The 26,943-nt window shown below is 61.6% G+C and carries 26 protein-coding genes; 17 read left to right on the forward strand and 9 right to left on the reverse strand.

Annotated features, from left to right (window positions below; genetic code table 11):
- Nucleotides 1-103: 103 nt before the first annotated feature.
- The 6 genes from GQ39_RS23150 to pilG form a co-directional block, all read right to left on the reverse strand.
- Nucleotides 104-571, reverse strand: a complete 468-nt coding sequence (locus tag GQ39_RS23150; protein ID WP_047534491.1) for a chemotaxis protein CheW — start codon at nucleotides 569-571, stop codon at nucleotides 104-106.
- On the reverse strand, nucleotides 564-6,578 hold the full coding sequence (locus GQ39_RS23155) for an Hpt domain-containing protein (RefSeq protein ID WP_047534493.1): 6,015 nt from the start codon (nucleotides 6,576-6,578) through the stop codon (nucleotides 564-566). The genes GQ39_RS23150 and GQ39_RS23155 overlap by 8 nt, the downstream gene beginning before the upstream one ends.
- 49 nt (nucleotides 6,579-6,627) lie before the next feature.
- Nucleotides 6,628-8,688 (reverse strand): methyl-accepting chemotaxis protein, encoded by a 2,061-nt coding sequence (locus GQ39_RS23160; protein ID WP_047534494.1) that lies wholly within the window; start codon nucleotides 8,686-8,688, stop codon nucleotides 6,628-6,630.
- A gap of 126 nt (nucleotides 8,689-8,814) precedes the next feature.
- Nucleotides 8,815-9,354 (reverse strand): chemotaxis protein CheW, encoded by a 540-nt coding sequence (locus GQ39_RS23165; RefSeq protein WP_047534499.1) that lies wholly within the window; start codon nucleotides 9,352-9,354, stop codon nucleotides 8,815-8,817.
- A 10-nt stretch (nucleotides 9,355-9,364) separates the two neighbouring features.
- Nucleotides 9,365-9,730: a twitching motility response regulator PilH gene (pilH, locus tag GQ39_RS23170; protein ID WP_047539122.1), complete on the reverse strand. Its 366-nt coding sequence runs from the start codon at nucleotides 9,728-9,730 to the stop codon at nucleotides 9,365-9,367.
- Between the two features lie 57 nt (nucleotides 9,731-9,787).
- Entirely contained in the window at nucleotides 9,788-10,192 is a 405-nt protein-coding gene (pilG, locus tag GQ39_RS23175) for a twitching motility response regulator PilG (RefSeq protein ID WP_047539125.1), read from the reverse strand.
- Between the two features lie 345 nt (nucleotides 10,193-10,537).
- Here pilG and gshB point away from each other — a divergent pair, with 345 nt between their 5' ends.
- From gshB to GQ39_RS23210, 7 genes are all read left to right on the forward strand, one after another.
- Nucleotides 10,538-11,509, forward strand: a complete 972-nt coding sequence (gshB, locus tag GQ39_RS23180) for a glutathione synthase (protein WP_047534501.1) — start codon at nucleotides 10,538-10,540, stop codon at nucleotides 11,507-11,509.
- Nucleotides 11,510-11,756: 247 nt separating this feature from the next.
- Entirely contained in the window at nucleotides 11,757-12,656 is a 900-nt protein-coding gene (locus GQ39_RS23185; RefSeq protein WP_047539128.1) for an energy transducer TonB, read from the forward strand.
- A gap of 199 nt (nucleotides 12,657-12,855) precedes the next feature.
- The gene (locus tag GQ39_RS23190) at nucleotides 12,856-13,428 is read left to right on the forward strand and encodes a YqgE/AlgH family protein (protein ID WP_047534504.1); all 573 of its coding nucleotides are present in this window, start codon (nucleotides 12,856-12,858) and stop codon (nucleotides 13,426-13,428) included.
- Complete coding sequence (gene ruvX / locus GQ39_RS23195; RefSeq protein ID WP_047534506.1) at nucleotides 13,428-13,865, forward strand: Holliday junction resolvase RuvX; 438 nt, start codon at nucleotides 13,428-13,430, stop codon at nucleotides 13,863-13,865. Before GQ39_RS23190 ends, ruvX begins: the two co-directional genes overlap by 1 nt.
- Before the next feature lie 94 nt (nucleotides 13,866-13,959).
- On the forward strand, nucleotides 13,960-14,463 hold the full coding sequence (gene pyrR / locus GQ39_RS23200; protein ID WP_047534509.1) for a bifunctional pyr operon transcriptional regulator/uracil phosphoribosyltransferase PyrR: 504 nt from the start codon (nucleotides 13,960-13,962) through the stop codon (nucleotides 14,461-14,463).
- A 27-nt stretch (nucleotides 14,464-14,490) separates the two neighbouring features.
- Nucleotides 14,491-15,495: an aspartate carbamoyltransferase catalytic subunit gene (locus tag GQ39_RS23205; protein WP_047534513.1), complete on the forward strand. Its 1,005-nt coding sequence runs from the start codon at nucleotides 14,491-14,493 to the stop codon at nucleotides 15,493-15,495.
- Nucleotides 15,492-16,763, forward strand: coding sequence for a dihydroorotase (locus GQ39_RS23210; protein WP_047534516.1), 1,272 nt, complete (start codon nucleotides 15,492-15,494; stop codon nucleotides 16,761-16,763). The genes GQ39_RS23205 and GQ39_RS23210 overlap by 4 nt, the downstream gene beginning before the upstream one ends.
- Nucleotides 16,764-16,857: 94 nt before the next feature.
- Here GQ39_RS23210 and GQ39_RS23215 read toward each other — a convergent pair whose 3' ends face one another.
- Complete coding sequence (locus tag GQ39_RS23215; protein WP_047534518.1) at nucleotides 16,858-17,289, reverse strand: NINE protein; 432 nt, start codon at nucleotides 17,287-17,289, stop codon at nucleotides 16,858-16,860.
- A gap of 250 nt (nucleotides 17,290-17,539) precedes the next feature.
- Here GQ39_RS23215 and GQ39_RS23220 point away from each other — a divergent pair, with 250 nt between their 5' ends.
- Entirely contained in the window at nucleotides 17,540-18,160 is a 621-nt protein-coding gene (locus GQ39_RS23220) for a C40 family peptidase (protein WP_047534519.1), read from the forward strand.
- Nucleotides 18,161-18,290: 130 nt separating this feature from the next.
- On the opposite strand, the gene GQ39_RS23225 is transcribed toward GQ39_RS23220, so the two are convergent.
- The gene (locus GQ39_RS23225) at nucleotides 18,291-19,325 is read right to left on the reverse strand and encodes a type IV pilus twitching motility protein PilT (protein WP_047534522.1); all 1,035 of its coding nucleotides are present in this window, start codon (nucleotides 19,323-19,325) and stop codon (nucleotides 18,291-18,293) included.
- 57 nt (nucleotides 19,326-19,382) lie between these two features.
- On the opposite strand from GQ39_RS23225, the gene GQ39_RS23230 reads away from it, so the two are divergent.
- The 9 genes from GQ39_RS23230 (at nucleotide 19,383) to GQ39_RS23270 (ending at nucleotide 26,097) form a co-directional block, all read left to right on the forward strand.
- Complete coding sequence (locus GQ39_RS23230) at nucleotides 19,383-20,069, forward strand: YggS family pyridoxal phosphate-dependent enzyme (protein ID WP_047534525.1); 687 nt, start codon at nucleotides 19,383-19,385, stop codon at nucleotides 20,067-20,069.
- A gap of 34 nt (nucleotides 20,070-20,103) precedes the next feature.
- Entirely contained in the window at nucleotides 20,104-20,922 is an 819-nt protein-coding gene (gene proC, locus GQ39_RS23235) for a pyrroline-5-carboxylate reductase (RefSeq protein WP_047534527.1), read from the forward strand.
- A gap of 24 nt (nucleotides 20,923-20,946) precedes the next feature.
- Nucleotides 20,947-21,534, forward strand: a complete 588-nt coding sequence (locus GQ39_RS23240) for a YggT family protein (protein WP_047534529.1) — start codon at nucleotides 20,947-20,949, stop codon at nucleotides 21,532-21,534.
- Nucleotides 21,535-21,741: 207 nt separating this feature from the next.
- Complete coding sequence (gene metX, locus GQ39_RS23245; RefSeq protein ID WP_047534532.1) at nucleotides 21,742-22,881, forward strand: homoserine O-succinyltransferase MetX; 1,140 nt, start codon at nucleotides 21,742-21,744, stop codon at nucleotides 22,879-22,881.
- A gap of 7 nt (nucleotides 22,882-22,888) precedes the next feature.
- Nucleotides 22,889-23,509 carry a methionine biosynthesis protein MetW gene (gene metW, locus GQ39_RS23250; protein ID WP_047534534.1) on the forward strand — a complete coding sequence of 207 codons (621 nt, stop codon included), beginning with the start codon at nucleotides 22,889-22,891 and terminating at the stop codon, nucleotides 23,507-23,509.
- Nucleotides 23,510-23,534: 25 nt separating this feature from the next.
- Nucleotides 23,535-23,969, forward strand: coding sequence for a DUF4426 domain-containing protein (locus tag GQ39_RS23255; protein WP_047534538.1), 435 nt, complete (start codon nucleotides 23,535-23,537; stop codon nucleotides 23,967-23,969).
- Nucleotides 23,966-24,562 (forward strand): RdgB/HAM1 family non-canonical purine NTP pyrophosphatase, encoded by a 597-nt coding sequence (rdgB, locus tag GQ39_RS23260; RefSeq protein WP_047534541.1) that lies wholly within the window; start codon nucleotides 23,966-23,968, stop codon nucleotides 24,560-24,562. Before GQ39_RS23255 ends, rdgB begins: the two co-directional genes overlap by 4 nt.
- Nucleotides 24,559-25,764, forward strand: a complete 1,206-nt coding sequence (gene hemW, locus GQ39_RS23265) for a radical SAM family heme chaperone HemW (RefSeq protein ID WP_047534543.1) — start codon at nucleotides 24,559-24,561, stop codon at nucleotides 25,762-25,764. The genes rdgB and hemW overlap by 4 nt, the downstream gene beginning before the upstream one ends.
- Before the next feature lie 9 nt (nucleotides 25,765-25,773).
- A complete protein-coding gene (locus tag GQ39_RS23270; RefSeq protein ID WP_047534544.1) occupies nucleotides 25,774-26,097 on the forward strand; it encodes a DUF3392 domain-containing protein in 324 nt (107 codons plus the stop codon).
- A gap of 118 nt (nucleotides 26,098-26,215) precedes the next feature.
- Here GQ39_RS23270 and trmB read toward each other — a convergent pair whose 3' ends face one another.
- Complete coding sequence (gene trmB / locus GQ39_RS23275) at nucleotides 26,216-26,941, reverse strand: tRNA (guanosine(46)-N7)-methyltransferase TrmB (RefSeq protein WP_008152643.1); 726 nt, start codon at nucleotides 26,939-26,941, stop codon at nucleotides 26,216-26,218.
- Nucleotides 26,942-26,943 lie beyond the last annotated feature (2 nt).

Raw genomic sequence — 26,943 nt, forward strand, 5'->3', positions numbered from 1 at the left:
ATGATTGAACCGTCGGACGCCATCGCGAGCAGGCTCGCTCCCACATTGGGTCTGCGGCGTCCATAAAACCCTGTGGGAGCGAGCCTGCTCGCGATGGGGCCAGTCAGACCAACCCCGCCTCCACCAACAACTCTTCCAACGCCAGCAAATCCGGAACCCTGGCCACTTGATCGCCGACTTGCACCGCGGCTTTTTCCAGCGAGCACAACGGCACGTCGACATAGCTCAACTGACTGTCGAGCTTGTACGAGCGGGGAATGCCCTGGACCAGCATGGCGATGAATTTCAGCTCGGGGCGGCCGCCGAGGGCGTTGAGGATGACGATTCGGGCGCGCTCACCGATGATAATTTTACTGCCGCACGCCGACTCGAAACTGAGCAGCGGGATTTGCCGGTTGCGCCACGGTACTTGCCCCAGATACCAGGGCGGCGTGTCGAGGTCGAATGCCGCAGGCTGGTAGTCGATCAGTTCGGCGACCGCGACGTTGGGCAGGATCAGGTTACGGTCGGCCAGTGGCAGCAAGAGGCCGGTGAGGTGGCTGGTGCGCTGGTCGATCAGCCGCTCAAGCATGGGTTTTGCTCCATAGGGCGATGCTTTCGAGCAGTACCGATTCCTGGTACGGCTTGCCGAGGTAGTCGTTGACGCCGATGGCCATGGCGCGGTCGCGGTGTTTCTGCCCGGTGCGCGAGGTGATCATGATAATCGGCAGGTGCTTCAAACGCTCGTCGCTGCGTACCAGCGTTGCCACTTCGAAACCGTCCATGCGCGGCATTTCGATGTCGAGCAGCAATACGTCGGGCATGTGTTCTTCAAGCAGCAGCATGGCGTCGACCCCGTCCTTGGCCGTCAGCACATTCATGCCGTGGCGTTCGAGCAAGCGGCTGGTGACCTTGCGCACGGTGACCGAGTCATCGACCACCATGATCAGCAACGGCCGTTGCGGCTCGCTCTCGGTATCGGGATTCGCCGGACGCTGTGGTTCATGGGCTTGCAGGGCGCGGATCGGCGCCAGCAAATCCAGGATCAGCACCACCCGGCCATCCCCCAGGATCGTCGCGCCGGACACGCCCTTCACGGCCGCGAACTGCGGGCCGAGGCTCTTGACCACGATCTCGCGAGTGCCGGCCATGGCATCGACCAGCACCGCGATGTGCCGTTCGTTGCACTGCACCAGCAGCACCGGCAGCGGCAGGTTCTGGCCCAGCAGTTTTGGCCGTGGACTGGTTTTCAGCAGTTCGCCCAGGTAGCACAGTTCATAACGCTGCCCGGCGTATTCATAGGTCGGCGGGTCGAGGCGGAAATGCCCTTCGAGCTCGTTGGGCAATACGCGGACGATCCCGTCGATGGTGTTCAGCGGGATCGCGTACTGATCCTCGCCACATTGCACCATCAGCGCGCGGTTGACCGACACCGTGAACGGCAGGCGAATGCGGAAGTGCACGCCCTGCCCCCGCACGGAATCGATGCTCATGCTGCCGCCCAGTTGCCGTACTTCTTCATGCACGACATCCATGCCGACGCCCCGCCCGGAAATCTGGGTGATTTTCTCGGCTGTGGAGAACCCCGGCTGCAGGATGAATTGCAGCACGTCGCGGTCGCTGATCTCGCTGTTCGGATCGAGCAAACCGCGCTTGATCGCCTTGCGCCGCACCGCCTCCAGGGAAACGCCGGCACCGTCGTCGCGGATATCGAAAATGATGTCGCCGCCCTCGCGCAACAGATCGAGGGTGATCCGTCCCTGCGCCGGTTTACCCGCCGCTATTCGCGCCTCGGTAGATTCCAGGCCATGGTCCACGGCGTTGCGCAGCATGTGCTCAAGCGGTGCGGCCATGCGTTCGAGCACGTTGCGATCCATCTCGCCTTCAGCGTTTTCGACGATGAACTCGACGTCCTTGCCCAACTCTTCGGACACCTGACGAACGATGCGCTTCAAGCGCGGCAGCATCCGCTCGAACGGCACCATGCGCGTATGCATCAGGCCTTCCTGCAGTTCGGTGTTGATGCGGCCTTGCTGTTGCAGCAGGTTTTCCGCGTCCTGATTGCGCCGGTCGAGGGTTTCCTTGAGGTCGAGCAGGTCGGAGGCCGATTCGAACAGCGCCCGCGACAGTTGCTGCAATTGCGAGTGACGGTCCATCTCCAGCGGATCGAACTCCTCGTAACCCAGACGTTCGGCGTCGACTTGCTGGCGACTGAGGATCCGGCCCTGGGTTTCGATATCGAGTCGACGCAGTTGATCGCGCATCCGTTCGATGGTGGTTTCCATCTCGTTCAGGGCGATTTGCGCATCGCTGACCTGCTGCTCGATGCGGCCGCGAAAGATTGATGTCTCGCCGGCCAGGTTGACCAGGTCATCGAGCAGTTCCGCCGAAACCTTGACCATGTCGGCCCCGGCATCGGGCTGCTGCGGGGCTTCGGTTTTTGTGGTGACGGGCAACGACATTGGCGCTGGCGCTTCAGGCAGCGCCGGGTGGCTGAAATTCTTGATCGCGTCGATCAGCCGATCGGCCGGCGGCAAGGGTTCGCCAGCGCGGGTCGCGTCGAGCATTTGCGCCAGGCGGTCATGGCTGCGTTGCAGCAGCTCGAACAACGCCGACGTTGGTTTCAGCACCCCGGTGGATAAACCTTCGTAAAGAAACTCCAGCTCATGGGCCAAATCGCCGATCGGGGCGATTTCCACCATACGGGCGCCGCCCTTGAGCGTGTGCAGGTCGCGCAGCAGGGTTTCCACTTCCTGACGATTCGACGGCTCGGCCTGCCAGCGCACCAGCGCCGCACCGGAGCTTTCGATGATGTCGAAACCTTCTTCGAGGAAGATGTCCAGCAGCTCGCTGTCGTGATGGGCCGAGTCATGGCTGGCCACAGGTTCGATCACATCGGCGTGGCCCGCTTGCCCTTGGCGCAACACGCGGATCGCGTCGATCAACTCGCTCGAGTCGCCCAAGGGCTGGTGCTGTTGCAGCTGCTCAAGCATTTGCGCCAGCCGCTCATGGCTGCGTTGCAGCAAATCGGTCAACCCGACGCTGTAGCTGTAACGACGGTCGACCAGGCCTTCGTAGAGGTTTTCCAGTTCATGGGCCAGGTCACCGACCGGCTGGACCTCGGCCATGCGCGCACCGCCCTTGAGGGTGTGCATGTCCCTTTGCAAGGACGACAGCGGCGCGACGTTCTGCGGTTCACCCAACCAGCGCTGCAAGGCCTGGCCGGCGCTTTCGAGGATATCCACGGCCTCTTCGAGGAAGATCGAAACAATCTCGTCGTCCAGGTCCTTACCACGGTTCTCTGTAGGAGCTGGCTTGCCAGCGAAGGACTCACCGACACCGCGTTTTTCCAATAAAAATGCGTCATCGTTGACGACCATCGCTGGCAAGCCAGCGCCCACAGGGGGCAGGCTGTTTTCGAGTTCGGCGGTGACATCGGACAGTTCGCGGATGCTCAGGGTGCGGCTGCCGTCGCTACGAATCAGGCCCATGGCCGATGGGTCCAGGCTCTGATCGAGCAAACCGTGCAAGGCACGAATCCTTTCCGGACACGGGCTGACTTCCTGGCCGGCAGCCAGTTCATCAAGCATGTTGATCAGCGCTTCGTGGGCACTTTGCGCTTCCTGGAAAAACGCCTCGCTGACCGCCAGACTGCTTTCTTCCACCGCACCGTAAAGGTCGAGCAAGGCTTCGCACAATTCGTCCACCGGATGCAGATCGGCCAGGTGTGCACCTTCGCCGAGGGTGGTCAATTCATCCAGCAGCGCACTGAGTTCCTGGCGTTCGCCAGGGTGTTGCTGCCAGCGTTGCAACAGGCTTTCGGCGTCCAGCAGGATGTCCATGCCCTGGGCCAGAAAGTTGTTGATCAATTGCGGATCGCGCTTGATGCGCAGCCCTGTGCTCGGGGTGTTCGACAGGCTGGCCAGACGTTCGGCCAACAGTGCCTGGGTGCGCTCGATCAAGGCAACAGCGTCAGGGATCTCGGCCAACGGGTCCGTCTTGAGTTGGCGCAAGCCGAGGCGGAACAAACCTTCGGCTTCCAACAGCAATTCGACTTCGTCCAGATCCAGGGCGATCTGGTGGGCCTTGTATTCCCGGGCCAGTTGATCCAGCGGCGCCGCCAGCTCGGCAATCGGCAACACCCCGGCCATCGACGCACTGCCCTTGAGGGTATGCAAGGCGCGCTGCAACTCATCGCTGGCCTGCAGCGGCACGTGTTCGGCAGCCTGATCCAGGAAGCGGTTGAGGCTGTTCAAATGGGTTTCGGCTTCTTTGCGGAAGATCTCCAGCAGCAAGGGATCAAGGGCCGCGACGTCCTGGGTATCTTCATCGACGGCCCATTCCTCGCCCTTGGCCAGGGCATGGGCGCGGGCGGCCAATTGGTCGACGTCGTTGCGCTGGCGTTGTGCACCGGCGGCAAATTCGGCCACCAGTTCCGGCAGCAGCGCCACCACATCAGCCAACAGTTGTTGCACGGCAGCGCACGGTGCGACGCTGTGCTCCAGCACGCGGTTGAGCAGGTTTTCCACGGCCCAGGCCAGTTCGCCGAGCACCAGCGCACGGACCATTCGACCACTGCCCTTCAGCGTATGGAACGCGCGACGCACGTCCCCCAGGGCTGACGGGTCATCGGGGGCGGCCGACCTGCGCGGCAAGTATTCCCGAAGGATTTGCAGCACCTCGTCGGCCTCTTCGAGGAACACTTCGCGCAGTTCGTCATCCACCGGCGCTTCACCGGCAGGCGGCGGCAGCAGGCTGCCCGGCGTGGTCAGGGCGGGCGGGTTCAGCGCCGAGACCGGGCTGGCCATCACATCCGCCAGGGTCTGGGCGATGGCCGGGCCGTCCAGTTCCTGCATCTGTTGCATGACCTGCGCTTCGCTCGGGCTCAACACATCCTCGAGTACTGGCACGTGCTGTTCGCTGGGGAAGAAACCGAGTGACGCCAGGCTTTTTTCGGCGATATCGAGCAATGACTCACCGGGGGCTTCCGGGTCATCGTTAAGGCGCTCCAGGTAGTATTCGAGGCTGGCGATAACGTCGGCCAGGCTGTCCAGTTCCTGCCAGTCGGGCTGGCCGGGATCGAGCAGCAGGTGCTCGCGGATGAAGTGATTGCAGGATTCGATCAGGCTGGCCGCGCGGCTCAACGGAATCATCGCCAGCGCACCGCGAACCTGGGTCAACAGGGCCGGCAGCGCCTGTAAATGCTGACGGTCCCAGTCGGCGTCGATGTAGTCGACGATCATGTCCTTGGCCTGTTGCAGGCAGATGCGCGCTTCCTTGATCACGATCTGGTGAATCTGCGTCAGGTCGGTGGTCGGCAGACGGCTTTCTTCCTGACTCTCCGGTTCCACGGTGCCGACCATGCCGGCCAGCGTCGCCTCGACATAGAGCAAGGCCCCGGCCACATCCATGAGAATCGCGTCATCGGGCGCACGCTGGCCCTGGGCGAGACTCAGCACCACCGCCAATTGGTCAATGATGACCTTGCGCGGCTGACCGAAACCCAGCACCGCCAGGGTGTCGGCGATTTGCCGCAGCGGCGCCAACAGGCTGTCGAGATCGGAGGCGTGTTGACGGTCGCTGCGCACGAACAAGTCCAGACGCTCCTTGACCCGCACCAGCTCCTCGCAGAGCGCCGCCAGTACCGAACGCATGGCATCGCGGTCGGGACCGGCCAGCCGTGCGCGTTCTTCATCGACCATCGCGCTGTCGGGTAACGCGTCATCCAGTCCATAGCGATCTTTCATGGTCAGCATCTGCCCGGTGGGGTGTTCGGCTTTGGCAATGTAAAACAGCAAACTCTTGAGCAGCTCCGGCGGCGCCGGTTGATTGATCGCGGGCATGCCCTGTTCGAGCAGGCGCTTGAGTTCTTTGTCGGCGTCCTTGAACAGGCTGCGCAAGGCGGGGCTGTTGGCAATCGCACCGCCGCGCATGCCTTCGACCAGCGCCGAAGCGACCTGCCACAACGGGCTCAAGGGTGCGTTACCGCACAGGCTTTCGAGGCGACTGAATACCTTGGCCAGATAACCGAGGTTAGCCTCGTCATCCTGCTCACGGAGCAAGCCCACCAGGGCCATCTGCAACATTTGCCGCAATTTGCGCAGCACGCTCGGCAGCTCCGCCGGTTCCAGCAGCGCCAGCGATTCCTCATCCAGGGGCGGCAGATCAGGCAACTGTGGGCTGAACAGGCTGGTTTCCGACAACAGGCCTTCACCACGGGCGCTACGCAGATCGTTGATCAGCGGCAGCACCACCAGCGGCAAGTCGCGACGCGCGCCCTGGACCCGTTCGAGGTAAATCGGCAGTTGCCCCAAGGCTTGCATCAACAGGTGCAGCGCCTCGTCACGGTGGCTGACGCGGTCCTGTTGCAGGGCGTACACAAGCTGCTCCATCTCTTCGGCGAGCAGGGCCGCGCCGTAGAATTCGACCATCTGCAAACTGCCGTGAACCTGATGGATGCACGCCAGGCAATCGCTCAGCGCGTGCGTCGCCTGCGGATCATCCAGCAGGGTTTCGATGGCGTGATGAGCCTGCTTCAGCGTTTCGGCAATCTCGCCTTTGACCCATTCGAGGGCCACATAGTCGTGCCGATCACCCATAACCACTCCAGTTACCACTTCAGTCAAAATGCCAACGCCCGAAGGCGGTTCAAGCGTTGTCCGTCGCCTGCGCCTGGGCGGCCGGCAAGGTGAAACCGGACACCGACCGCCGCAACTGGCTGGCCATTTTCGCCAGGTTGCCGATGCTCTCGGCGGTGGCGGTGGAACCTGACGAGGTCTGCGTCGTGATTTGCTGGATCACATTCATCGTCAGGGAAATCTGACCGGCAGACGACGTCTGTTGTTGTGCGGCGTTGGAAATACTCTGGATCAGCGCCGCCAGCGTCTTGGAAACCCCTTCGATTTCTTCCAGGGCCACACCGGCATCCTGCGCCAGCCGCGCCCCTCGCACCACTTCGGTGGTGGTCTGCTCCATGGAAATCACGGCTTCGTTGGTGTCAGTCTGAATCGCCCGCACCAGGGTTTCGATCTGCCGGGTCGCCGCAGATGAACGCTCGGCCAGACGCTGCACTTCATCGGCGACTACCGCAAAGCCGCGCCCGGCATCACCGGCCATGGACGCCTGGATCGCCGCATTGAGCGCGAGGATGTTGGTTTGATCGGCAATGTCGTCGATCAGGCTAACAATGTCGCCGATTTCCTGGGATGACTCACCAAGACGCTTGATTCGTTTGGCGGTGTCCTGAATTTGTTCGCGGATGTTGTCCATGCCGTGGATGGTGTTGTGCACCACCTCGTTGCCCTTGTTGGCGATTTCCACCGAACGCTCGGCCACCGCCGAAGATTCGGCGGCGTTGGCCGACACTTGATCGATGGACTCGGCCATCTCGTTGATGGCGGTAGACGCTTCGGCGATTTGCTGCGCCTGATGCTCCGACGCCTGCGCCAGATGCATCGCGGTGGCCTGGGTTTCCTGCACGGCGGCCGCGACCTGGCCGGCCGTCAGGTTGATGGTCGCCACCAGGTCGCGCAGTTGGTCCACGGAATAGTTGATCGAGTCGGCAATGGTGCCGGTGAAATCTTCGGTGACCGATGCCGTGACGGTCAGGTCGCCATCGGCCAGGTCCTCGATCTCGTCGAGCAGACGCATGATCGCGTTCTGGTTGCGCTCGTTTTTCTCGGCGGTTTCCCGCAGTTGGCGATTGGTTTCACGCACCATCACCAAACCGATGAGGATGATGGAGGTTAACGCCAACAAACCCAGCACGTAACCGCCAATGGTATCGGTAGTGCGCCCGCCCGCCAGGTTTTCGAAACCGCTGGCCAGGTGCGAGGCTTCATCGAGCAGGGTTTGCGACAGGCTGAAAATGTTGGTGGCCGATTCGCGCACCTTGAGCAGTTCGGGCGAGGTTTCGAGGATTTCATCCACGGAGCCGGAGACGAACTCGAACAGCTCGGAAATCTCGATCAGTCGTGCGCGCGCATCGCGGTCCTCGACCTGGCTGATCCTCTGCGACACGTTGCCCTGAAGCATGCCGTTGAGCACCAGACCGAAACGCGCCGCGTCACGACCGAAAGCGTCGGCGGCCTGCTGCGAGTTTTCGTCGCCGGACAATACCGTGTTCACCGCGCCGAGAATCCGTTCAGCCAGCAGCGATTGACGTTGGGCCATCGCCACCTGCCCCGCCGGAGCGCCGCGTTGCAGCAGGATCTCCACCACTTTTTCGTATTCGACCTGCAACTGCGGCACGGTTTCGGCGAGCGTCGCGGCCACCTGATGCAACGACAACACGGTCTGCTCGCTGGAAAGAATGGCGTCGGTGTTCTTCAGCAGGCGTTCCCAATCCAGCTGCACGGCGCGCATTTCCGGGCGCACGCTAGCCGGCGCTGGCGGCAGGCCAGTCGCCGGGTCGCCTTTCTTCAGATAGCCCCAGCGCTGGGCAAAATCATTGCGCGCATCGCTGAGCAGCTTGAACGCCGCGGTCTTGCCGGCAGCGGCCTCGGTGGCGTTTTTGGCAATGCGCTGGGACAGCACGCGCAATTCGCCAGCGTGGCCGATGTACTGCTTATCGTAGGTGGCCTGGGTGTTGAGGTACGCGAAGTTGGCGAACAACAGCATGATGAAGATGATCAGTGCGATGAACAGCACGATGATCTGCGACCGACTGCGCGACCCTTCCATTGGCTTGCCTGTTTTTGCTTTTATCATCGGTCACCAACACCCTTTAAAGCTTGCCGAAGTACCTGTGGGAGCGAGCTTGCTCATTCAGGCGCCGCGGCGCATCAGGAAAACCGCGTTATCGTTCAATCGCGAGCAGGCTCGCTCCCACAGGGTTTACAAGGCCACGTTCATGAATCCCTGGGATCGCGCCAACGCAAACGGGCTGAACACCCGCCAATGCTGTTCGCCCTGAAAACAGCCTTCGACGAACGCCGCCATCGGCCCCTGCAATTCGTCAGCGGGCAGGGCCTCCAGGCTGTCCCGAGCGAAGTGTTGGAGGCCGAAGACTTCGTCGACCATCAAGCCGGCAAACACATCTTCGTGCTCCACCACCAATACCCGTCGCTGCCTTCGCGCGTTCGATAGTTCGTAACCAAAAAAGCCACACAGGTCCATGATCGGCAATAACCGCCCGCGCAAGTTGGCCACGCCCTTGACCCAAGGCTTGACCCCGGGCAGTTGCGTGAAGCGCGGCTCGTGCAGCACTTCGCCGACTTCGCCCATGGGCGCGACATACCAGTGTTCGCCCACGCGAAAACCGATGCCACTCCAGCTGTCCTGCCGGGGCGGCTGGGACGGCAAGTCCGCGGCCAGCAGACGACAACGCTGGTCGATCTGCAGCAGGAGCTCGAAGGCGGTCAGTGACTCGCTCATGGCTGGACGATCAACCGGGCAATACGTTGTTCAGGGTCTTGATCAGGGTTTCTTCGTCGACGGGTTTGGTCAGGTAGTCCCTGGCCCCTTGGCGCGTGCCCCAGACCTTGTCGGTTTCCTGATCCTTGGTGGTGATGATGATCACCGGGATATGCCCGGTTTCCGGGTCCTTGGTCAACTGACGGGTCGCCTGAAACCCGTTGAGGCCGGGCATGACGATGTCCATCAACACGGCGTCAGGCTTTTCCTGGCGGGCCAGGGCCACGCCGTCGGCGCCGTTTTCGGCTTTCAACACTTCATGACCATGCTTTTCCAACATACCGGTCAGTTTGTACATCTCAGTCGGCGAATCATCGACGATCAGAATACGTGCCATGGTCTTCCCCATTCTTGTCGGCGCCAGGCCCGTTGGCCGAGCGTCACTGTAGGTGTCTTACTGCGGCAAAACGGCGGCAAAGCCCGGAACATGGGCCTGGATCGCGTTCAGCAGTTCTTCCTTGCTGAAAGGCTTGGTCAAAAACTGGTCGGAGCCGACGATACGCCCCTTGGCCTTGTCGAACAGCCCGTCCTTGGACGACAACATAATCACTGGCGTGGACTTGAACGCTTGGTTGTTCTTGATCAAAGCGCAGGTCTGATAGCCATCCAGGCGCGGCATCATGATGTCGACAAAGATGATTCCGGGGTGATTGTCGGCGATCTTGGCCAGGGCATCGAAACCGTCGATGGCGGTGATCACTTCACAACCCACGTTTTTCAACAGCGTTTCGGCAGTGCGACGAATCGTCTTCGAGTCGTCGATCACCATGACCTTCAAGGCGCTGGAATGCTGTTCCATAAATGCTCTGCCGTCGCCTTTGCGAATCAAATTGTCCATTTCCGGTAACCGGAGGGCTCGAAACCCTTGATGTTCAAGGGCCAGTACCACTTGGCAGCCTTTTTAGCACAGTCTCCAACACCAATCTATCGGCCAGCCTTCGCGGTGGTTTTTCCTTGACCGGGAACACACTCAGCGCCAATCTGACGCCACTTTACGGCCTGATCTTTTGTAGGAGAGAGCCTGCTCGCGATGGTCGTCAACGATGACGCAGGCTGGCTGGAAAAACGCGGCGCCCTCAAGCCCATCGCGAGCAGGCTCGCTCCTACAGGTCACACATACGCCCCCACTTTTGAGGAAACACCCATGAGCGTTCGCGTCGGGATTGTCATGGACCCAATTGCCAGCATTTCCTATAAAAAGGATAGCTCGCTGGCCATGCTGTTGGCCGCGCAGAAGCGCGGCTGGGAACTGTTCTATATGGAACAGCGCGACCTGTACCAGGCAGAAGGCCAGGCCCGGGCGCGGATGCGTCCGCTGAAGGTCTTCGCCAATCCGGAAAAATGGTTCGAGCTGGAAGCCGAACAAGACGCACTGCTCAGTGATCTGGATGTGATCCTGATGCGCAAGGATCCTCCGTTCGACATGGAGTTCGTCTACTCCACGTATCTGCTGGAGCAGGCCGAGCGTGCTGGCGTGCTGGTGGTCAACAAGCCGCAGAGCCTGCGGGACTGCAACGAAAAACTGTTCGCCACGCTGTTCCCGCAGTGCACGCCGCCGACCATCGTCAGCCGTCGCCCGGATGTGCTGCGCGAATTCGCCGACCACCACGGGGACGTAATCCTCAAGCCGCTGGACGGCATGGGCGGCTCGTCGATTTTCCGCCACACCGCAGGCCACCCGAACCTCTCGGTGATCCTCGAGACCCTGACCCTGCACGGTCAGCAGCAGATCATGATCCAGGGCTACCTGCCCGCCATCATCGATGGTGACAAACGTATCCTGATGATCGACGGCGAACCGGTGGACTACTGCCTGGCGCGCATTCCCGCCGCGGGTGAAACCCGTGGCAACCTGGCCGCCGGTGGCCGTGGCGAAGCGCGTCCGCTGACCGAGAAAGATCGCTGGATCGCCGCGCAAGTCGGCCCGACCCTGCGGGAAAAAGGCCTGCTGTTCGTGGGTCTGGACGTCATTGGCGAGCACCTGACGGAAATCAACGTCACCAGCCCGACCTGCATTCGCGAGATCGATAATGCGTTCGGTACCGACATTGGCGGCCTGCTGATGGAGGCTATCGACAAGAAGCTGCAAGCTGCAAGCTCCAAGCTCCAAGCTTGAAGCGCACGCGAGTTTGCCCCTCCCTTGTAGCTTGAGGCTTGTAGCTTGTAGCTTGTAGCTTGTAGCTTGTAGCTTGCAGCTTGCAGCTTGCAGCTTGCAGCTTGCAGCTTGCAGCTTGCAGCTTGAGGCTTGCAGCTTGAGGCTGCCCCCCTACATCTTGTCGCTCGACACTTGAAGCTTGAAGCTAAAAACCAACATTGCGTTATCATGCCCAGCCCACGAAAACGCGATGTTGGTTTTTTGCCCCATGACCCTCCCGTCCGATCTGCCCGCCGAACTCGCCCACCGTGGCGTGCGCCCGGCTGATCGCCTCGGTTTTACCCTGTTTCTCGCGGCGCTGATTCACCTGGCCTTGCTGCTGGGCGTCGGCTTCACGATGGTCGAGCCCAAACAAATCAGCAAAACCCTGGAAATCACCCTCGCCACTTTCAAAAGCGAAAAGAAGCCTGAGAAAGCCGACTTCCTCGCCCAGGAAAATCAGCAAGGCAGCGGCACTCTGGATAAAAAGGCGATCCCCAAGACCACCGAGGTCGCGCCGTTCCAGGACAACAAGGTTCAGAAAGTCACGCCACCGCCAGCGGCCAAGCCTCAAGTGCAGGAGGCCCCGCCCAAGGCGGCCGTGACCACCGTCGCGCCGAAGCCGAAAAAAGCCGCAGCCAAGACCGAAGAACCCAAGACCGACACCAAACCCGCCGTGGCCGCGCCGACGTTTGACACTGAACAGTTGTCCAGCGACATCGCCAGCCTGGAAGCGGAACTGGCCAATGAACAACAGTTGTACGCCAAGCGCCCGCGCATCCACCGCCTGAGCGCCGCCTCGACCATGAAAGACAAGGGCGCCTGGTACAAGGAAGATTGGCGCAAGAAAATCGAGCGCATCGGCAACCTCAATTACCCCGAAGAAGCCCGGCGCCAACAGATTTACGGCAGTTTGCGCCTGATGGTGTCGATCAACCGTGACGGCTCGCTGTATGAGGTACTGGTGCTGGAGTCCTCCGGGCAACCGTTGCTGGATCAGGCGGCACAGCGCATCGTGCGCCTGGCCGCGCCCTTTGCTCCATTTACCGGGGATCTGTCGGATATTGACCGGCTGGAAATCATTCGCACCTGGAAGTTTGCCCGTGGGGACAGACTCTCAAGCAACTGACCTCGCGTAACCTTGTGGGAGCGAGCCTGCTCGCGATGGTCGTCAACGATAACGTTGGAAGATTGACACTACGCGGTGTTCTCAGGGTTATCGCGAGCAGGCTCGCGCCTACAGGCATTGTGTCGCCAACAGCAATTTACAGCATTTCCTGCGCATCCCCAGCTTGTCAGTTTGCCCCTCCAACGCCACACTAGCGCTCATGAAAAACGTCAGCCCCAGCTACCTCAAGCATCAATTCCTGATCGCCATGCCGCACATGGTCGACCCGAACTTTGCGCACACCTTGACCTACATCGTCGAGCACACGGCCAACGGTGCCATGGGGCTGGTGGTCAACCGTCCGCAAGACCTGAATCTGGCCGATATCCTCGAGCAATTGCGCCCCGATATCGAACCGCCTGCACTCTGCCAGCATGTGCCGATTTTCATCGGCGGCCCGGTGCAGACCGATCGCGGGTTTGTCCTGCATCCTTCGGGGCAGAGCTATCAGGCGACCGTTGATCTGGAAGGCGAGTTATCCCTGTCGACCTCCCAGGACGTCCTGTTCGCCATCGCCGACGGCGTCGGCCCGGCGAAAAGCCTGATCGCCCTCGGTTATGCCGGCTGGGAAGCCGGGCAACTGGAAGCCGAACTGGCGCAGAACGCCTGGCTGACCTGCCCGTTCGACGCCGACATCCTGTTCAACACCAGCTGTGAATTGCGCCTGGAAGCGGCCGCCCGACACCTGGGCGTCAACCTCAGCCTGCTGACCAGTCAGGCGGGGCACGCCTGATGGCCCTGCGGCTGATCCTGGGATTCGACTACGGCACCAAACAGATCGGCGTTGCGGTCGGCCAGGTGATTACCGGCCAGGCCCGCGAGCTGTGTACCCTGAAAGCGCAGAACGGCATTCCCGACTGGGATCAGGTCGAAGCCCTGATCAAGGAATGGAAACCCGACGCCGTGGTGGTCGGCCTGCCGCTGAACATGGACGGCACGCCCAGCGACATGTGCGTCCGCGCGGAAAAGTTCGCCCGTCGCCTGAATGGCCGCTTCAACCTGCCCTTCTATACCCACGACGAACGCCTGACCACGTTCGAGGCCAAGGGCGAACGCCGTGATCGTGGCGGCCAGAAAGGCAGTTACCGCGACAACCCGGTCGATGCCATCGCCGCCGCCCTGCTGCTGCAAGGCTGGCTCGACGAAAACAGCGCATTGTTCGAATCCTGATGCACCCAATCCTGAAGAGTCGCCATGCGGCTCTTTTAGTAACAACCCGAGCCAACCCAAGCACAACCCGACTCGGGCCCAAGAAGGAGCAACCATGAGCCTGCCCAATCCCACCGAACTGATCAGCCAGATGGCGATCCGTCTCAAGGCACACCTGGAACACCGTGGCATCAGCGAACCGCGTTACATCGGCATTCGTACCGGCGGCGTCTGGGTCGCCCAGGCCCTGCTCAAAGAGCTGGGCAGCCATGAGCCCCTCGGCACGCTCGATGTTTCCTTCTACCGCGACGACTTCAGCCAGAACGGCCTGCACCCTCAAGTGCGTCCGTCTGCCCTGCCGTTCGAAATCGAAGGGCAGCACCTGGTGCTGATCGACGACGTACTGATGAGCGGTCGGACCATCCGCGCGGCCATGAACGAACTCTTCGACTACGGGCGTCCGGCCAGCGTGACGCTGGTGTGCCTGCTGGACCTGGACGCCGGCGAACTGCCGATCCGCCCGAACGTGGTTGGCGCCACGCTGTCACTCGCCGCCCACGAGCGCGTGAAGCTGTCCGGCCCGGAGCTCAAGCTCGAAGTGCAAGACCTCGCCCTTTAATTCGCCCTATTGAGAGTCCCCCTTGCGATGACGCCTCTAGAAACCAAGCGCCCGCTGCAGCTCAATGATCAGGGCCAGCTGCGCCACTTCCTCTCGCTCGACGGTTTGCGCCGCGAGCTGCTGACGGAAATCCTCGACACCGCCGACTCGTTTCTCGAGGTCGGCGCCCGCGCGGTGAAGAAGGTCCCGCTGCTGCGCGGCAAGACCGTGTGCAACGTATTCTTCGAGAACTCCACCCGCACCCGCACCACCTTCGAACTGGCGGCCCAGCGCCTGTCGGCGGACGTGATCACCCTTAACGTGTCCACGTCGTCGGCGAGCAAGGGTGAAACCCTGCTCGACACCTTGCGCAACCTGGAAGCCATGGCGGCCGACATGTTCGTCGTGCGTCACGGTGACTCCGGCGCCGCGCACTTCATCGCCGAGCATGTCTGCCCGCAAGTGGCGATCATCAACGGCGGCGACGGCCGTCACGCCCACCCGACCCAGGGCATGCTCGACATGCTCACCATCCGCCGGCACAAGGGCGGTTTCGAGAACCTCTCGGTGGCCATCGTCGGCGACATCCTGCACTCGCGGGTGGCGCGGTCGAACATGCTGGCGCTGAAAACCCTGGGCTGCCCGGACATCCGCGTGATCGCGCCGAAAACCTTGCTGCCGATCGGCATCGAGCAATACGGCGTGAAGGTCTACACCGACCTGGCCGAAGGCCTGAAAGACGTCGACGTGGTGATCATGTTGCGTCTACAGCGCGAGCGCATGACCGGTGGCCTGCTGCCGAGCGAAGGCGAGTTCTACCGCCTGTTCGGCCTGACCACTGCGCGCCTGGCCGGCGCCAAGCCCGATGCCATCGTGATGCACCCGGGGCCGATCAACCGTGGCGTGGAGATTGAGTCGGCGGTGGCCGACGGCCCGCACTCGGTGATCCTCAATCAGGTGACCTACGGTATCGCCATTCGTATGGCCGTTTTGTCCATGGCCATGAGCGGGCAGACTGCCCAGCGCCAATTCGAGCAGGAGAACGCCCAGTGAAGCTCAGCATTCTCGGCGCCCGCGTGATCGATCCAGCCAGCGGCCTGGATCAAGTTACCGATATCCACATTGAAGCCTGCAAGATCGTCGCCATTGGCGCCGCACCGGCCGGTTTCGTCGCCGTCGACACCCTCGACGCCAAAGGCCTGGTGGCCGCCCCTGGCCTGGTCGACCTCAACGTTGCCCTGCGCGAACCGGGCTACAGCCGTAAAGGCTCGATCGTCAGCGAAACCCGCGCGGCCGCGGCCGGTGGCGTGACCAGCCTGTGCTGCCCACCCAAAACCAAACCGGTACTGGACACCTCGGCGGTGGCCGAACTGATCCTCGATCGCGCCCGCGAGGCCGGCAACACCAAAGTTTTCCCGATCGGCGCCCTGAGCAAAGGCCTGGACGGCGAACAGCTGGCCGAGCTGGTCGCGTTGCGCGATGCCGGCTGCGTGGCCTTCGGCAACGGTCTGGAGAGTTTCCGCAACACCCGCACCCTGTGCCGGGCGCTGGAGTACGCGGCAACCTTCGACCTGACGGTGATTTTCAACTCCCAGGACCATGATCTGGCCGAAGGCGGTTTGGCCCACGAAGGCCCGACCGCCAGTTTCCTCGGCTTGCCGGGTATTCCGGAAACCGCCGAGACCGTGGCCCTGGCCCGGGACCTGCTGCTGGTCGAGCAAACCGGCGTGCGCGCGCACTTCAGCCAGCTCACCAGCGCTCGCGGTGTGGCCTTGATCGCCCAGGCCCAGGCCCGTGGCCTGAAGGTCACCGCGGATGTCGCCCTGTACCAGTTGATCCTGACTGACGAAGCGCTGATCGACTTCAGCAGTCTGTATCACGTCCAGCCTCCACTCCGCACCCGCGCCGACCGCGAGGGTCTGCGTGCGGCAGTGAAGTCAGGTGTGGTTTCGGCGATTTCCAGCCATCACCAACCCCACGAGCGCGATGCCAAACTGGCTCCGTTCGGTGCCACCGAGCCCGGCATCAGCAGCGTCGAACTGCTGCTGCCATTGGCGATGACGCTGGTGGAAGACGGTTTGCTGGACTTGCCGACCCTGCTGGCGCGCCTTGGCGCCGGTCCTGCCGAGGCCTTGCGCCTGCCGGCCGGCAAACTGGCGGTCGGTGGCGCGGCGGATATCGTGCTGTTCGACCCTGCGGCTTCGACCGTGGCCGGGGAAACCTGGCTGTCCAAAGGCGAGAATTGCCCGTTCATCGGGCACAGCCTGCCGGGCCTGGTGCGTTACACCTTGGTGGATGGACGGATCAGTCACCAGGCGTGAGACCGTGTCACCCCAATCGCTAGCAGGGCTAGCTCCCACGGGGGATTTGTGTTGTTCACAGATCCCGTGCGGGAGCTAGCCTGCTAGCGATGGCTTACTGAAAGGCAGCTCGATTCTGCGCGTTACGCAGTGATACCTGATCATTCAGCGTCCAGAAGTCATACAGCACTCCCACGAAGAACAGTCCGCCCGTCAGCAGGTAGATCAACCCGCTGATCCATTTGCCCTGATACATCCGGTGCACACCGAACACCCCGAGAAACGTCAGCAGAATCCACGCGACGTTGTATTCGATCGGGCCGGCGGTGAACCGCAGATCGGCTTCACGGTCCATGGACGGGATCAGGAACAGGTCGATCAGCCAGCCAATCCCTAACAAACCGAAGGTGAAGAACCAGATTGTCCCCGTGACCGGCTTGCCGTAATAAAAGCGGTGAGCGCCGGTGAAACCGAAAATCCACAGCAGATAACCGATCACTTTGCTGTGGGTATCTTGGTGGGGAACGGGTTGTTGATAGGTGTTCATGGATGACCTCGATTCACACGATAGATAAATATTCTTGAATTCTTTGTGACTTTTTTACGAGCACCCGACGTATGGCAAATGGTACGTTGTCTCCCGTCAAAGCCTTATAACACCTGACTTCTGTCCGACAATGGCGTCCATTTGCCGCTCATTTGGTTCCGTTGACCCCCAGGTTGAATCGACCAACGGCCTCGGAAGGGACAAAAAAGCTGTTATAAAGTTGCGCGCTAACCCATACGAGCCCTGCCTAATGCGTCCATTTATAAAGACATGGCTAACCATTTGCCTATTATTGCCACTGGCCGCCCACGCCACCAATCGTGAGCAACGTCTTCCGAACGTTAATGGTTACACCCCGAAATCCCATGCTTCTGCTCCTTCGAACAAAAGCAAAAAATCAGTCAAACACGCTCCACAGCTGGCCAGCAACAAAAAAGGCCTGGTTCCGCCGATGGCGAACAAGGAAAGCAGCAATGTGCTGAGCCGTGCAGTCAACGTCCTCGGTACCCCGTATCGTTGGGGCGGCAGCAGCCCGAGCAAAGGCTTCGACTGCAGCGGTCTGGTGAAATACGCGTTCAACGACGCCACGTTTGACCTGCCACGCACCTCCAATGCCATGGCCAGCGGTCACGGCGAGAAAGTCAATCGCAACGACCTGAAGCCAGGCGACCTGATTTTCTTCAACATCAAGAGCCGTCGAGTCAATCACGTTGCCATCTACCTGGGCAACGACCGCTTCATCCACGCACCACGTCGTGGCAAGTCGGTGACCATCGACACACTGAAGAAGCCGTACTGGGAAAACCACTACGTCGTTGCCAAACGGGTTCTGCCGAAAGATCAGAACGCGATGCGGGTTGTTCAGCGCTGATTACATCCGCTGGAACCTGCTTCGAATGTAACGACCTCTTCGCGAGCAAGCTCGCTCCCACACTGGAATGCATTCCACTGTGAGAGCGAGCTTGCTCGCGAAGCCTCCTGTAAAGCGCTACAGCTTCCCCTCAGAAATTATCCGGTGACCGCGCCTTCTCCCGCGCATGGTCGCGAGTGACCAGGCCCTTGGTCACCAGCTCCTTCAGGCTCATGTCCAGCGTCTGCATGCCCAGCGACCCACCTGCCTGAATCGACGAATACATCTGCGCCACCTTGTCTTCGCGGATCAGGTTCCGGATCGCCGACGTGCCGAGCATGATCTCGTGGGCCGCCATACGTCCGCCGCCAATCTTCTTGACCAGGGTCTGGGAAACCACTGCCAGCAACGACTCGGACAACATCGACCGCACCATCGACTTCTCATCCCCCGGAAACACGTCGATGATCCGGTCGATGGTCTTCGCCGCCGAGGTAGTATGCAGCGTGCCAAACACCAGATGGCCGGTCTCGGCGGCCGTCAACGCCAGGCGAATGGTTTCCAGGTCGCGCATCTCGCCCACCAGAATGACATCCGGGTCTTCGCGCAGGGCTGAACGCAAGGCCGCGGGGAAGCTGCGGGTGTCGCGATGGACTTCACGCTGATTGATCAGGCATTTGCGCGACTCGTGGACGAACTCGACAGGGTCTTCGATGGTGAGGATATGGTGGTGGCGATGGTTGTTCAGGTAATCGATCATCGCCGCCAGCGTCGTGGACTTGCCGGAGCCGGTCGGGCCCGTCACCAGCACCAGGCCACGGGGCGCATCGGTCATTTTGCGAAACACATCGCCCATGCCCAACGCCTCCATGCTCAAGACCCTGGAGGGGATGGTGCGAAACACGGCGCCGGCACCACGACTCTGGTTGAACGCATTGACCCGAAAACGGGCCACCCCAGGCAGATCAAAGGAAAAGTCGGTTTCCAGGTGCTTCTCGAAAGCCACCCGCTGGGTGTCGCTCATGATGTCGTAGATCAGCGCCTGCACTTCCTTGTGGTCCAGGGGCGGCAGGTTGATGCGCCGCACATCGCCATCGACTCGAATCATCGGCGGCAGGCCTGCGGACAGATGCAGGTCGGATGCGCCTTGTTTGGCGCTGAACGCCAGCAGCTCAGTGATATCCATAGCACGCCTCAATTCCAGTAGAATGCCGCCAACCTCAGACCCGCTGGCGCCCCTTGAATGTCCACGATAGCAGACAACATTGCACTGGTTAGTTCGCGCATCCGCGCTGCCGCCCTCGCCGCCAACCGGGACGAACACAGCGTCCAGCTGCTGGCCGTGAGCAAGACCAAACCCGCACAAGCCCTGCGCGAAGCCTATGCCGCCGGCCTGCGCGACTTTGGCGAAAACTACTTGCAGGAGGCCCTGGGCAAGCAGCTCGAATTGGCCGACCTGCCCTTGATCTGGCACTTCATCGGCCCCATTCAATCGAACAAGACTCGCGCAATCGCCGAGCACTTCGCTTGGGTGCATTCCGTGGATCGCCTGAAAATCGCACAACGCTTGTCGGAACAGCGACCTGCCGATCTGCCACCGTTGAACATCTGCATCCAGGTCAACGTCAGCGGTGAGGCCAGCAAATCCGGCTGCACCCCGGCCGACCTGCCGGCCCTGGCCAATGCCATCAGCGCCCTGCCTCGCCTCAAGTTGCGCGGATTGATGGCGATTCCCGAGCCGACTGAAGATCGCGCCGCCCAGGATGCCGCCTTTGCTGCCGTGCAGAATCTGCAAGCCAGCCTCCATCTGCCGCTCGACACACTTTCCATGGGCATGAGCCACGATCTCGAATCGGCCATCGCTCAAGGCGCCACCTGGGTCCGCATTGGTACGGCCCTGTTTGGCGCTCGCGACTACTCACAGCCTTGATCCATGGCTTACACACTTTTTATAAGGACCTGACATGAGCAAGACGCGTATTGCCTTTATCGGTGCCGGCAACATGGCCGCCAGTCTGATCGGCGGCCTGCGGGCCAAAGGCCTGGACGCCGCGCAGATCCGCGCCAGCGATCCCGGTGAAGAAACCCGCGCCCGCGTGAGCGCCGAACACGGCATCGAAACCTTTGCCGACAACGCACAGGCCATCGACGGTGCCGATGTGGTCGTGCTGGCGGTCAAGCCTCAAGCGATGAAAGCGGTCTGCGAAGCGATCCGTCCAAGCCTGAAGCCTGAGCAACTGGTGGTTTCGATTGCCGCCGGCATCACCTGCGCCAGCATGAATAACTGGCTCGGCGCCCAACCAATCGTGCGCTGCATGCCCAACACCCCGGCACTCCTGCGCCAAGGCGTGAGCGGCTTGTTCGCCACCGCCCAGGTGACCGCCGAACAACGCCAGCAGGCGCAAGAGCTGCTGTCGGCTGTCGGTATCGCCCTCTGGCTGGACGAGGAGCAGCAACTGGACGCGGTCACCGCGGTCTCCGGTTCCGGCCCGGCGTACTTCTTCCTGCTGATCGAAGCCATGACCGCCGCGGGCGTGAAACTCGGCCTGCCAGCCGACATCGCCGCTCAACTGACCCTGCAAACAGCACTGGGCGCTGCTCACATGGCGGTCTCCAGCGACGTCGACGCCGCTGAACTGCGTCGCCGCGTAACCTCGCCGGCGGGCACCACGGAAGCGGCGATCAAGTCGTTCCAGGCCGGCGGCTTCGAAGCACTGGTAGAAAAAGCATTGGGCGCCGCCGCGCACCGCTCGGCCGAAATGGCTGAGCAACTCGGTCGCTAATCAGCTCTTACAAAGGAATAAATGATGCTCGGACTCAATGACGCTGCCATTTTCGTGATTCAAACCCTGGGCAGCCTGTATCTGCTGGTCGTGCTGTTGCGCTTTATCCTGCAACTGGTGCGGGCGAACTTCTACAACCCACTCTGCCAGTTCGCCGTGAAGGCCACTCAACCGTTGCTCAAGCCACTGCGCCGGGTCATCCCGAGCATGTTCGGGCTGGACATGTCGTCGCTGGTGTTGGCGCTGATCGTGCAAATGGTGCTGTTCGCCGTCATCCTGCTGCTCAGCGGCTACAAGGTGGACGTGCTGTTCCTGGTGCCATGGGGTTTGATCGGCATTTTCGCGCTGTTTTTGAAAATCCTGTTCTGGGCGATGATCATCAGCGTGATCCTGTCCTGGGTCGCTCCGGGCAGCCATAACCCTGGCGCAGAGCTGGTGCAGCAGATCACTGAACCGGTACTCGCGCCGTTCCGCCGGATCATTCCGAACCTGGGCGGCCTCGACATCTCGCCCATCTTCGCCTTTATCGCGCTGCAGTTGCTGCAGAGCTGGCTGATTCCGCGCCTGGCGTACTACGCCCTGATGCCAAAAGAGCTGTTCGGGCTGATCTGACACTGAGGCGGCGGCCCGCGATGAGCGAGTCATCGCTCATCGCGGGCAAGCCCCGCTCACCACATGGGAATCTGTACTCCTGTGGGAGCCTGGCTTGCCCGCGATGGCCGCACCCCGGTCTTTCAGGAAAAATCAGGCCCGCCCTTTGCTTGCCGCTAACCCCACTGGTCTTTAGACTTACGCCTCATTTCAACGAGAGCAGGGTCGATGCCAGCTGCCTTCCCCCCCGATTCTGTTGGTCTGGTGACGCCGCAAATGGCGCACTTCAGCGAACCCCTGGCGTTGGCCTGCGGTCGTTCGCTACCGGCCTATGACCTGATTTACGAGACCTACGGCACGCTGAACGCGACGGCGAGCAACGCCGTGCTGATCTGTCACGCCTTGTCCGGGCACCACCACGCGGCCGGCTATCACAGCCCCGACGACCGCAAACCCGGTTGGTGGGACAGCTGCATCGGCCCCGGCAAACCCATCGACACCCACAAGTTCTTTGTGGTCAGCCTGAACAACCTCGGTGGCTGCAACGGCTCCACCGGCCCAAGCAGTATCAATCCCGAGAGCGGCAAGCCGTTTGGCGCCGACTTTCCGGTGCTGACCGTGGAAGACTGGGTGCACAGCCAGGCGCGCCTCGCCGACTTGCTCGGCATCGGCCAATGGGCAGCCGTCATCGGCGGCAGCCTGGGCGGCATGCAGGCCCTGCAGTGGACCATCACTTACCCGGACCGCGTGCGGCACTGCCTGGCCATCGCCTCGGCACCGAAGCTGTCAGCGCAGAACATCGCCTTCAACGAAGTGGCACGTCAGGCGATCCTCACCGACCCGGACTTCCATGGCGGTTCGTTCCAGGAACACGGCGTGATCCCCAAGCGCGGGCTGATGCTGGCACGGATGGTCGGGCACATTACCTACCTGTCCGACGACTCCATGGGCGAAAAATTCGGTCGCGGCCTGAAAAGCGAGAAGCTCAACTACGACTTCCACAGCGTCGAGTTCCAGGTCGAAAGCTACCTGCGCTACCAGGGGGAAGAGTTCTCCGGGCGGTTCGACGCCAACACTTACCTGCTGATGACCAAGGCCCTGGACTACTTCGATCCGGCCGCCAATTTCGATGATGACCTGGCGAAGACCTTCGCCGGTGCCACCGCCAAGTTCTGTGTGATGTCGTTCACCACCGACTGGCGCTTCTCCCCTGCCCGCTCGCGGGAACTGGTGGACGCACTGATGGCCGCGCGCAAGGACGTCTGCTACCTGGAGATCGACGCACCGCAGGGCCACGACGCCTTCCTGATTCCGATCCCGCGCTACTTGCAGGCGTTCGGCAATTACATGAACCGCATAACGTTGTGAGATAGCCATGAGAGCTGATCTGGAAATCATCCAGGAATGGATCCCCGCCGGTAGCCGCGTGCTCGACCTCGGTTGCGGCGATGGCGAGCTGCTGACCTGGCTGCGCGACAACAAGCAGGTCACCGGTTATGGCCTGGAAAACGACGCGGACAACATCGCCGAATGCGTGGCCAAGGGTATCAATGTCATCGAACAGGACCTGGACAAGGGCCTGGGCAACTTTGCCAGCAACAGCTTCGACGTCGTGGTCATGACCCAGGCGCTGCAGGCGGTGCATTACCCGGACAAGATCCTCGACGAAATGCTGCGGGTCGGTCGCCAGTGCATCATCACCTTCCCCAACTTCGGTCACTGGCGATGCCGCTGGTACCTGGCCAGCAAGGGACGGATGCCGGTTTCCGAGTTTCTGCCGTACACCTGGTACAACACGCCGAACATCCACTTCTGCACTTTCGAAGACTTTGAAGCCTTGTGTCGCGAACGTGAAGCCAAGGTCATTGATCGGCTTGCCGTGGATCAACAGCATCGGCACGGGTGGGCCAGTAAGCTATGGCCTAATCTGTTAGGTGAGATCGGTATCTACCGCGTCAGCAGCCCGGGGCTTGCAGACCATAAGGTCGCGGTCTGAATCACCACATTCCGAGGAGAAAATCATGGGTCGTCTAGCGCTGTTTTTACTCACCGCCTGCCTGAGCGTCACGGCCATGGCTGCTGATGTCATCAAGGGCGAACGCCAGGAAACCTTTGGCGACGTGACGGTGCACTACAACACCTTCAACTCCACGTACCTGACGCCGGACATCGCCAAGTCGGCCGAACTTATTCGCAGCAAGACTCAAGGCGTGATCAATATTTCGGTGATCAAGGACGGCAAGCCGCAGATGGCGCAGGTGAGCGGCTCGGTCAAAGACCTGACCAGCAAGAGCGTGCCATTGACCTTTAAACAGATCACTGAGCAAGGCGCCGTTTACTACATCGCCCAGTACCCTGTGCCTCAACAGGAAACCCGCACCTTCGAAATCAAGGTGCAGACCGGTGACAAAATCAACACCATCAATTTCAACCAAGAGCTCTTCCCCGGCGAATGATCAACTTCACGCAACTCGTACTGGCCAGCCACAACGCCGGCAAACTCAAGGAACTCCAGGCCATGCTCGGCGAATCGGTGCAACTGCGCTCGATCGGCGAGTTCAGCCAGGTCGAGCCTGAAGAAACCGGCCTGTCGTTCGTCGAGAACGCCATTCTCAAGGCCCGCAACGCCGCGCGCATTTCCGGCCTGCCGGCGCTGGCCGACGATTCCGGGCTGGCGGTGGACTTCCTCGGCGGTGCGCCGGGCATCTACTCGGCGCGCTATGCCGACGGCAAGGGCGATGCGGCGAACAACGCCAAGCTGCTGGACGTCCTGAAGGACGTGCCCGAGGCCGAGCGCGGCGCGCAGTTCGTCTGTGTGCTGGCCCTGGTGCGACACGCCGACGATCCGCTGCCGATTCTCTGCGAAGGCCTGTGGCACGGTCGCATCCTGACGGAGGCCAGCGGTGAACACGGCTTTGGCTACGACCCGCTGTTCTGGGTGCCGGAGCGCGATTGCTCCAGCGCCGAGCTGAGCCCGGGCGACAAGAACCAGATCAGTCACCGCGCCCGCGCAATGGATCTGCTGCGCCAGCGTCTGGGCCTGAAATGACCCACGACCGCTCCGCGTCACCGCTGATCTTCGGCGGTGCCGCGCAATCGCCTCGGGCGGCCCTGCCGGTCTTGCCGCCCCTGGCGCTGTACATCCACATCCCGTGGTGTGTGCGCAAATGCCCTTACTGCGACTTCAACTCCCATACCGCCAGCCCGGTGCTGCCGGAAGAAGAGTACGTCGACGCCTTACTGGCCGATCTTGATCAGGACCTGCACGCCGTCTACGGTCGCGAGTTGAGTTCGATTTTCTTCGGTGGCGGCACACCGAGCCTGTTCAGCGCCGCCGCGTTGGGCCGACTGCTCAAAGGCGTCGAACAGCGCATCCCGTTTGCCCACGACATCGAAATCACCCTGGAAGCCAACCCCGGCACGTTCGAACAAGAGAAATTCGTCGCCTACCGGGCGCTCGGCATCAATCGCCTGTCGATCGGCATCCAGAGCTTCCAGCAAGCAAAGCTCGAGGCCTTGGGGCGAATCCACAACGGCGACGAAGCGGTGCGAGCCGCGGGCATGGCTCGCCAGGCCGGGTTCGACAACTTCAATCTGGACTTGATGCACGGTCTGCCGGACCAGTCCCTGGAGGACGCCCTGAGCGACCTGCGCCAGGCCATCGCCCTGAAGCCGACCCACCTTTCCTGGTATCAGTTGACCCTGGAGCCGAACACCGTGTTCTGGAACAAGCCGCCGACGCTGCCGGAAGACGACACGTTATGGGACATTCAGGAAGCCGGCCAGGCACTGCTGGCCGAACACGGTTACGCGCAGTACGAGGTCTCGGCCTACGCCCAACCGGGCCGCCCGGCACGGCACAACCTCAATTACTGGAGTTTCGGCGACTTCATTGGCATCGGTGCCGGTGCCCACGGCAAGCTCAGCCATCCGGACGGGCGCATCGTGCGCACCTGGAAGACTCGCCTGCCGAAGGACTACCTCAACCCGGCCAAAAGCTTCCAGGCGGGCGAGAAAGCCCTGACCAACGATGAGATGCCGTTCGAGTTCCTGATGAATGCCCTGCGCCTGACCGAAGGGGTCGAATCGCGGCTGTATCCGGAACGCACCGGACTGCCCCTGGGCACCCTGGCCGAAGCTCGCCGCGAGGCAGAACAAAGCGGCCTGTTGCAGGTCGAACCGTCACGTCTGGCGGCTACCGAGCGCGGACAGCTATTCCTCAACGACTTGCTGCAGAAGTTTCTGACATAAGGAAATCGAATGGATCTGGTACTCGACCTGCTCGCCACCGTTTCTCGCTGGAGCCGCAGCAATCTCTCGGAGATCGCCCTGGCTCTGATGGGCTGTCTGCTGGTGCTGTTCGGCGCGGATTTCAAGGGCTGGGTCGACCAACGACTGGGCAGCATCGCCGGCGCCTTGCGCGTGCCGCTGATGGCCCTGCTGTGCATGATCGGCAGCGGCGCCGCCCTGATCTACGCCACGCCGTGGATCGTTCGGGGCTTGAGCCAATTCAACAACTACAGCCTGGCGCCGGTGTTGCTGGTGGTGCTGGTGCTGATCGGCGTCGTCGCTGACCGCCGCTGATTTCAGCTGCACCAAACATCCACTGTAGGAGCGAGCCTGCTCGCGATGATCGTTAACGAAAACGCGGGGCATCTGGGGCCCCGCGCTGTTCTCTGGTTTTTCGCGAGCAGGCTCGCTCCTACGACTGCTTCTCGAACTTCAAATCCCATACACCATGCCCAAGACGCTCGCCACGGCGTTCGAACTTGGTGATCGGCCGCTCGGCCGGGCGTGGTACACACTTGCCGTCTTCGGCCAGGTTGCGATAACCCGGCGCGACGTTCATCACTTCCAGCATGTATTCAGCGTACGGCTCCCAGTCGGTGGCCATGTGCAGCACACCGCCGACCTTCAACTTGCTGCGTACCAACTCGGCGAACGACGCCTGAACGATACGACGCTTGTGATGGCGGCTCTTGTGCCACGGGTCCGGGAAAAACAGCATCAGGCGATCAAGGCTGTTGTCGGCCACGCAACGGTTGAGCACTTCGATGGCATCGCAATCGTAGACCCGCAGGTTGGTCAAACCCTGGGTCAGCACGCCGTTGAGCAACGCACCAACGCCCGGACGGTGCACTTCGACGCCGATGAAATCCTGCTCCGGCGAAGCTGCCGCCATTTCCAGCAGCGAATGGCCCATGCCGAAACCGATTTCCAGCGAGCGCGGTGCCGAGCGACCGAACACCTGGTCGAAGTCCACCGGCGCGTCGGCCAGGGGCAGCACGAACAGCGGCGTGCCCTGTTCCAGGCCACGTTGCTGGCCTTCGGTCATGCGCCCGGCACGCATCACGAAACTCTTGATGCGGCGGTGTTGGCGCTCGTCGCCTTCTTCCGTCTGGATAGGCGTGTCGTTCGATTCAGTCATCA

This window comes from Pseudomonas sp. 11/12A, assembly GCF_000800055.1.
Classification (GTDB): Bacteria; Pseudomonadota; Gammaproteobacteria; order Pseudomonadales; family Pseudomonadaceae; genus Aquipseudomonas; species Aquipseudomonas mohnii.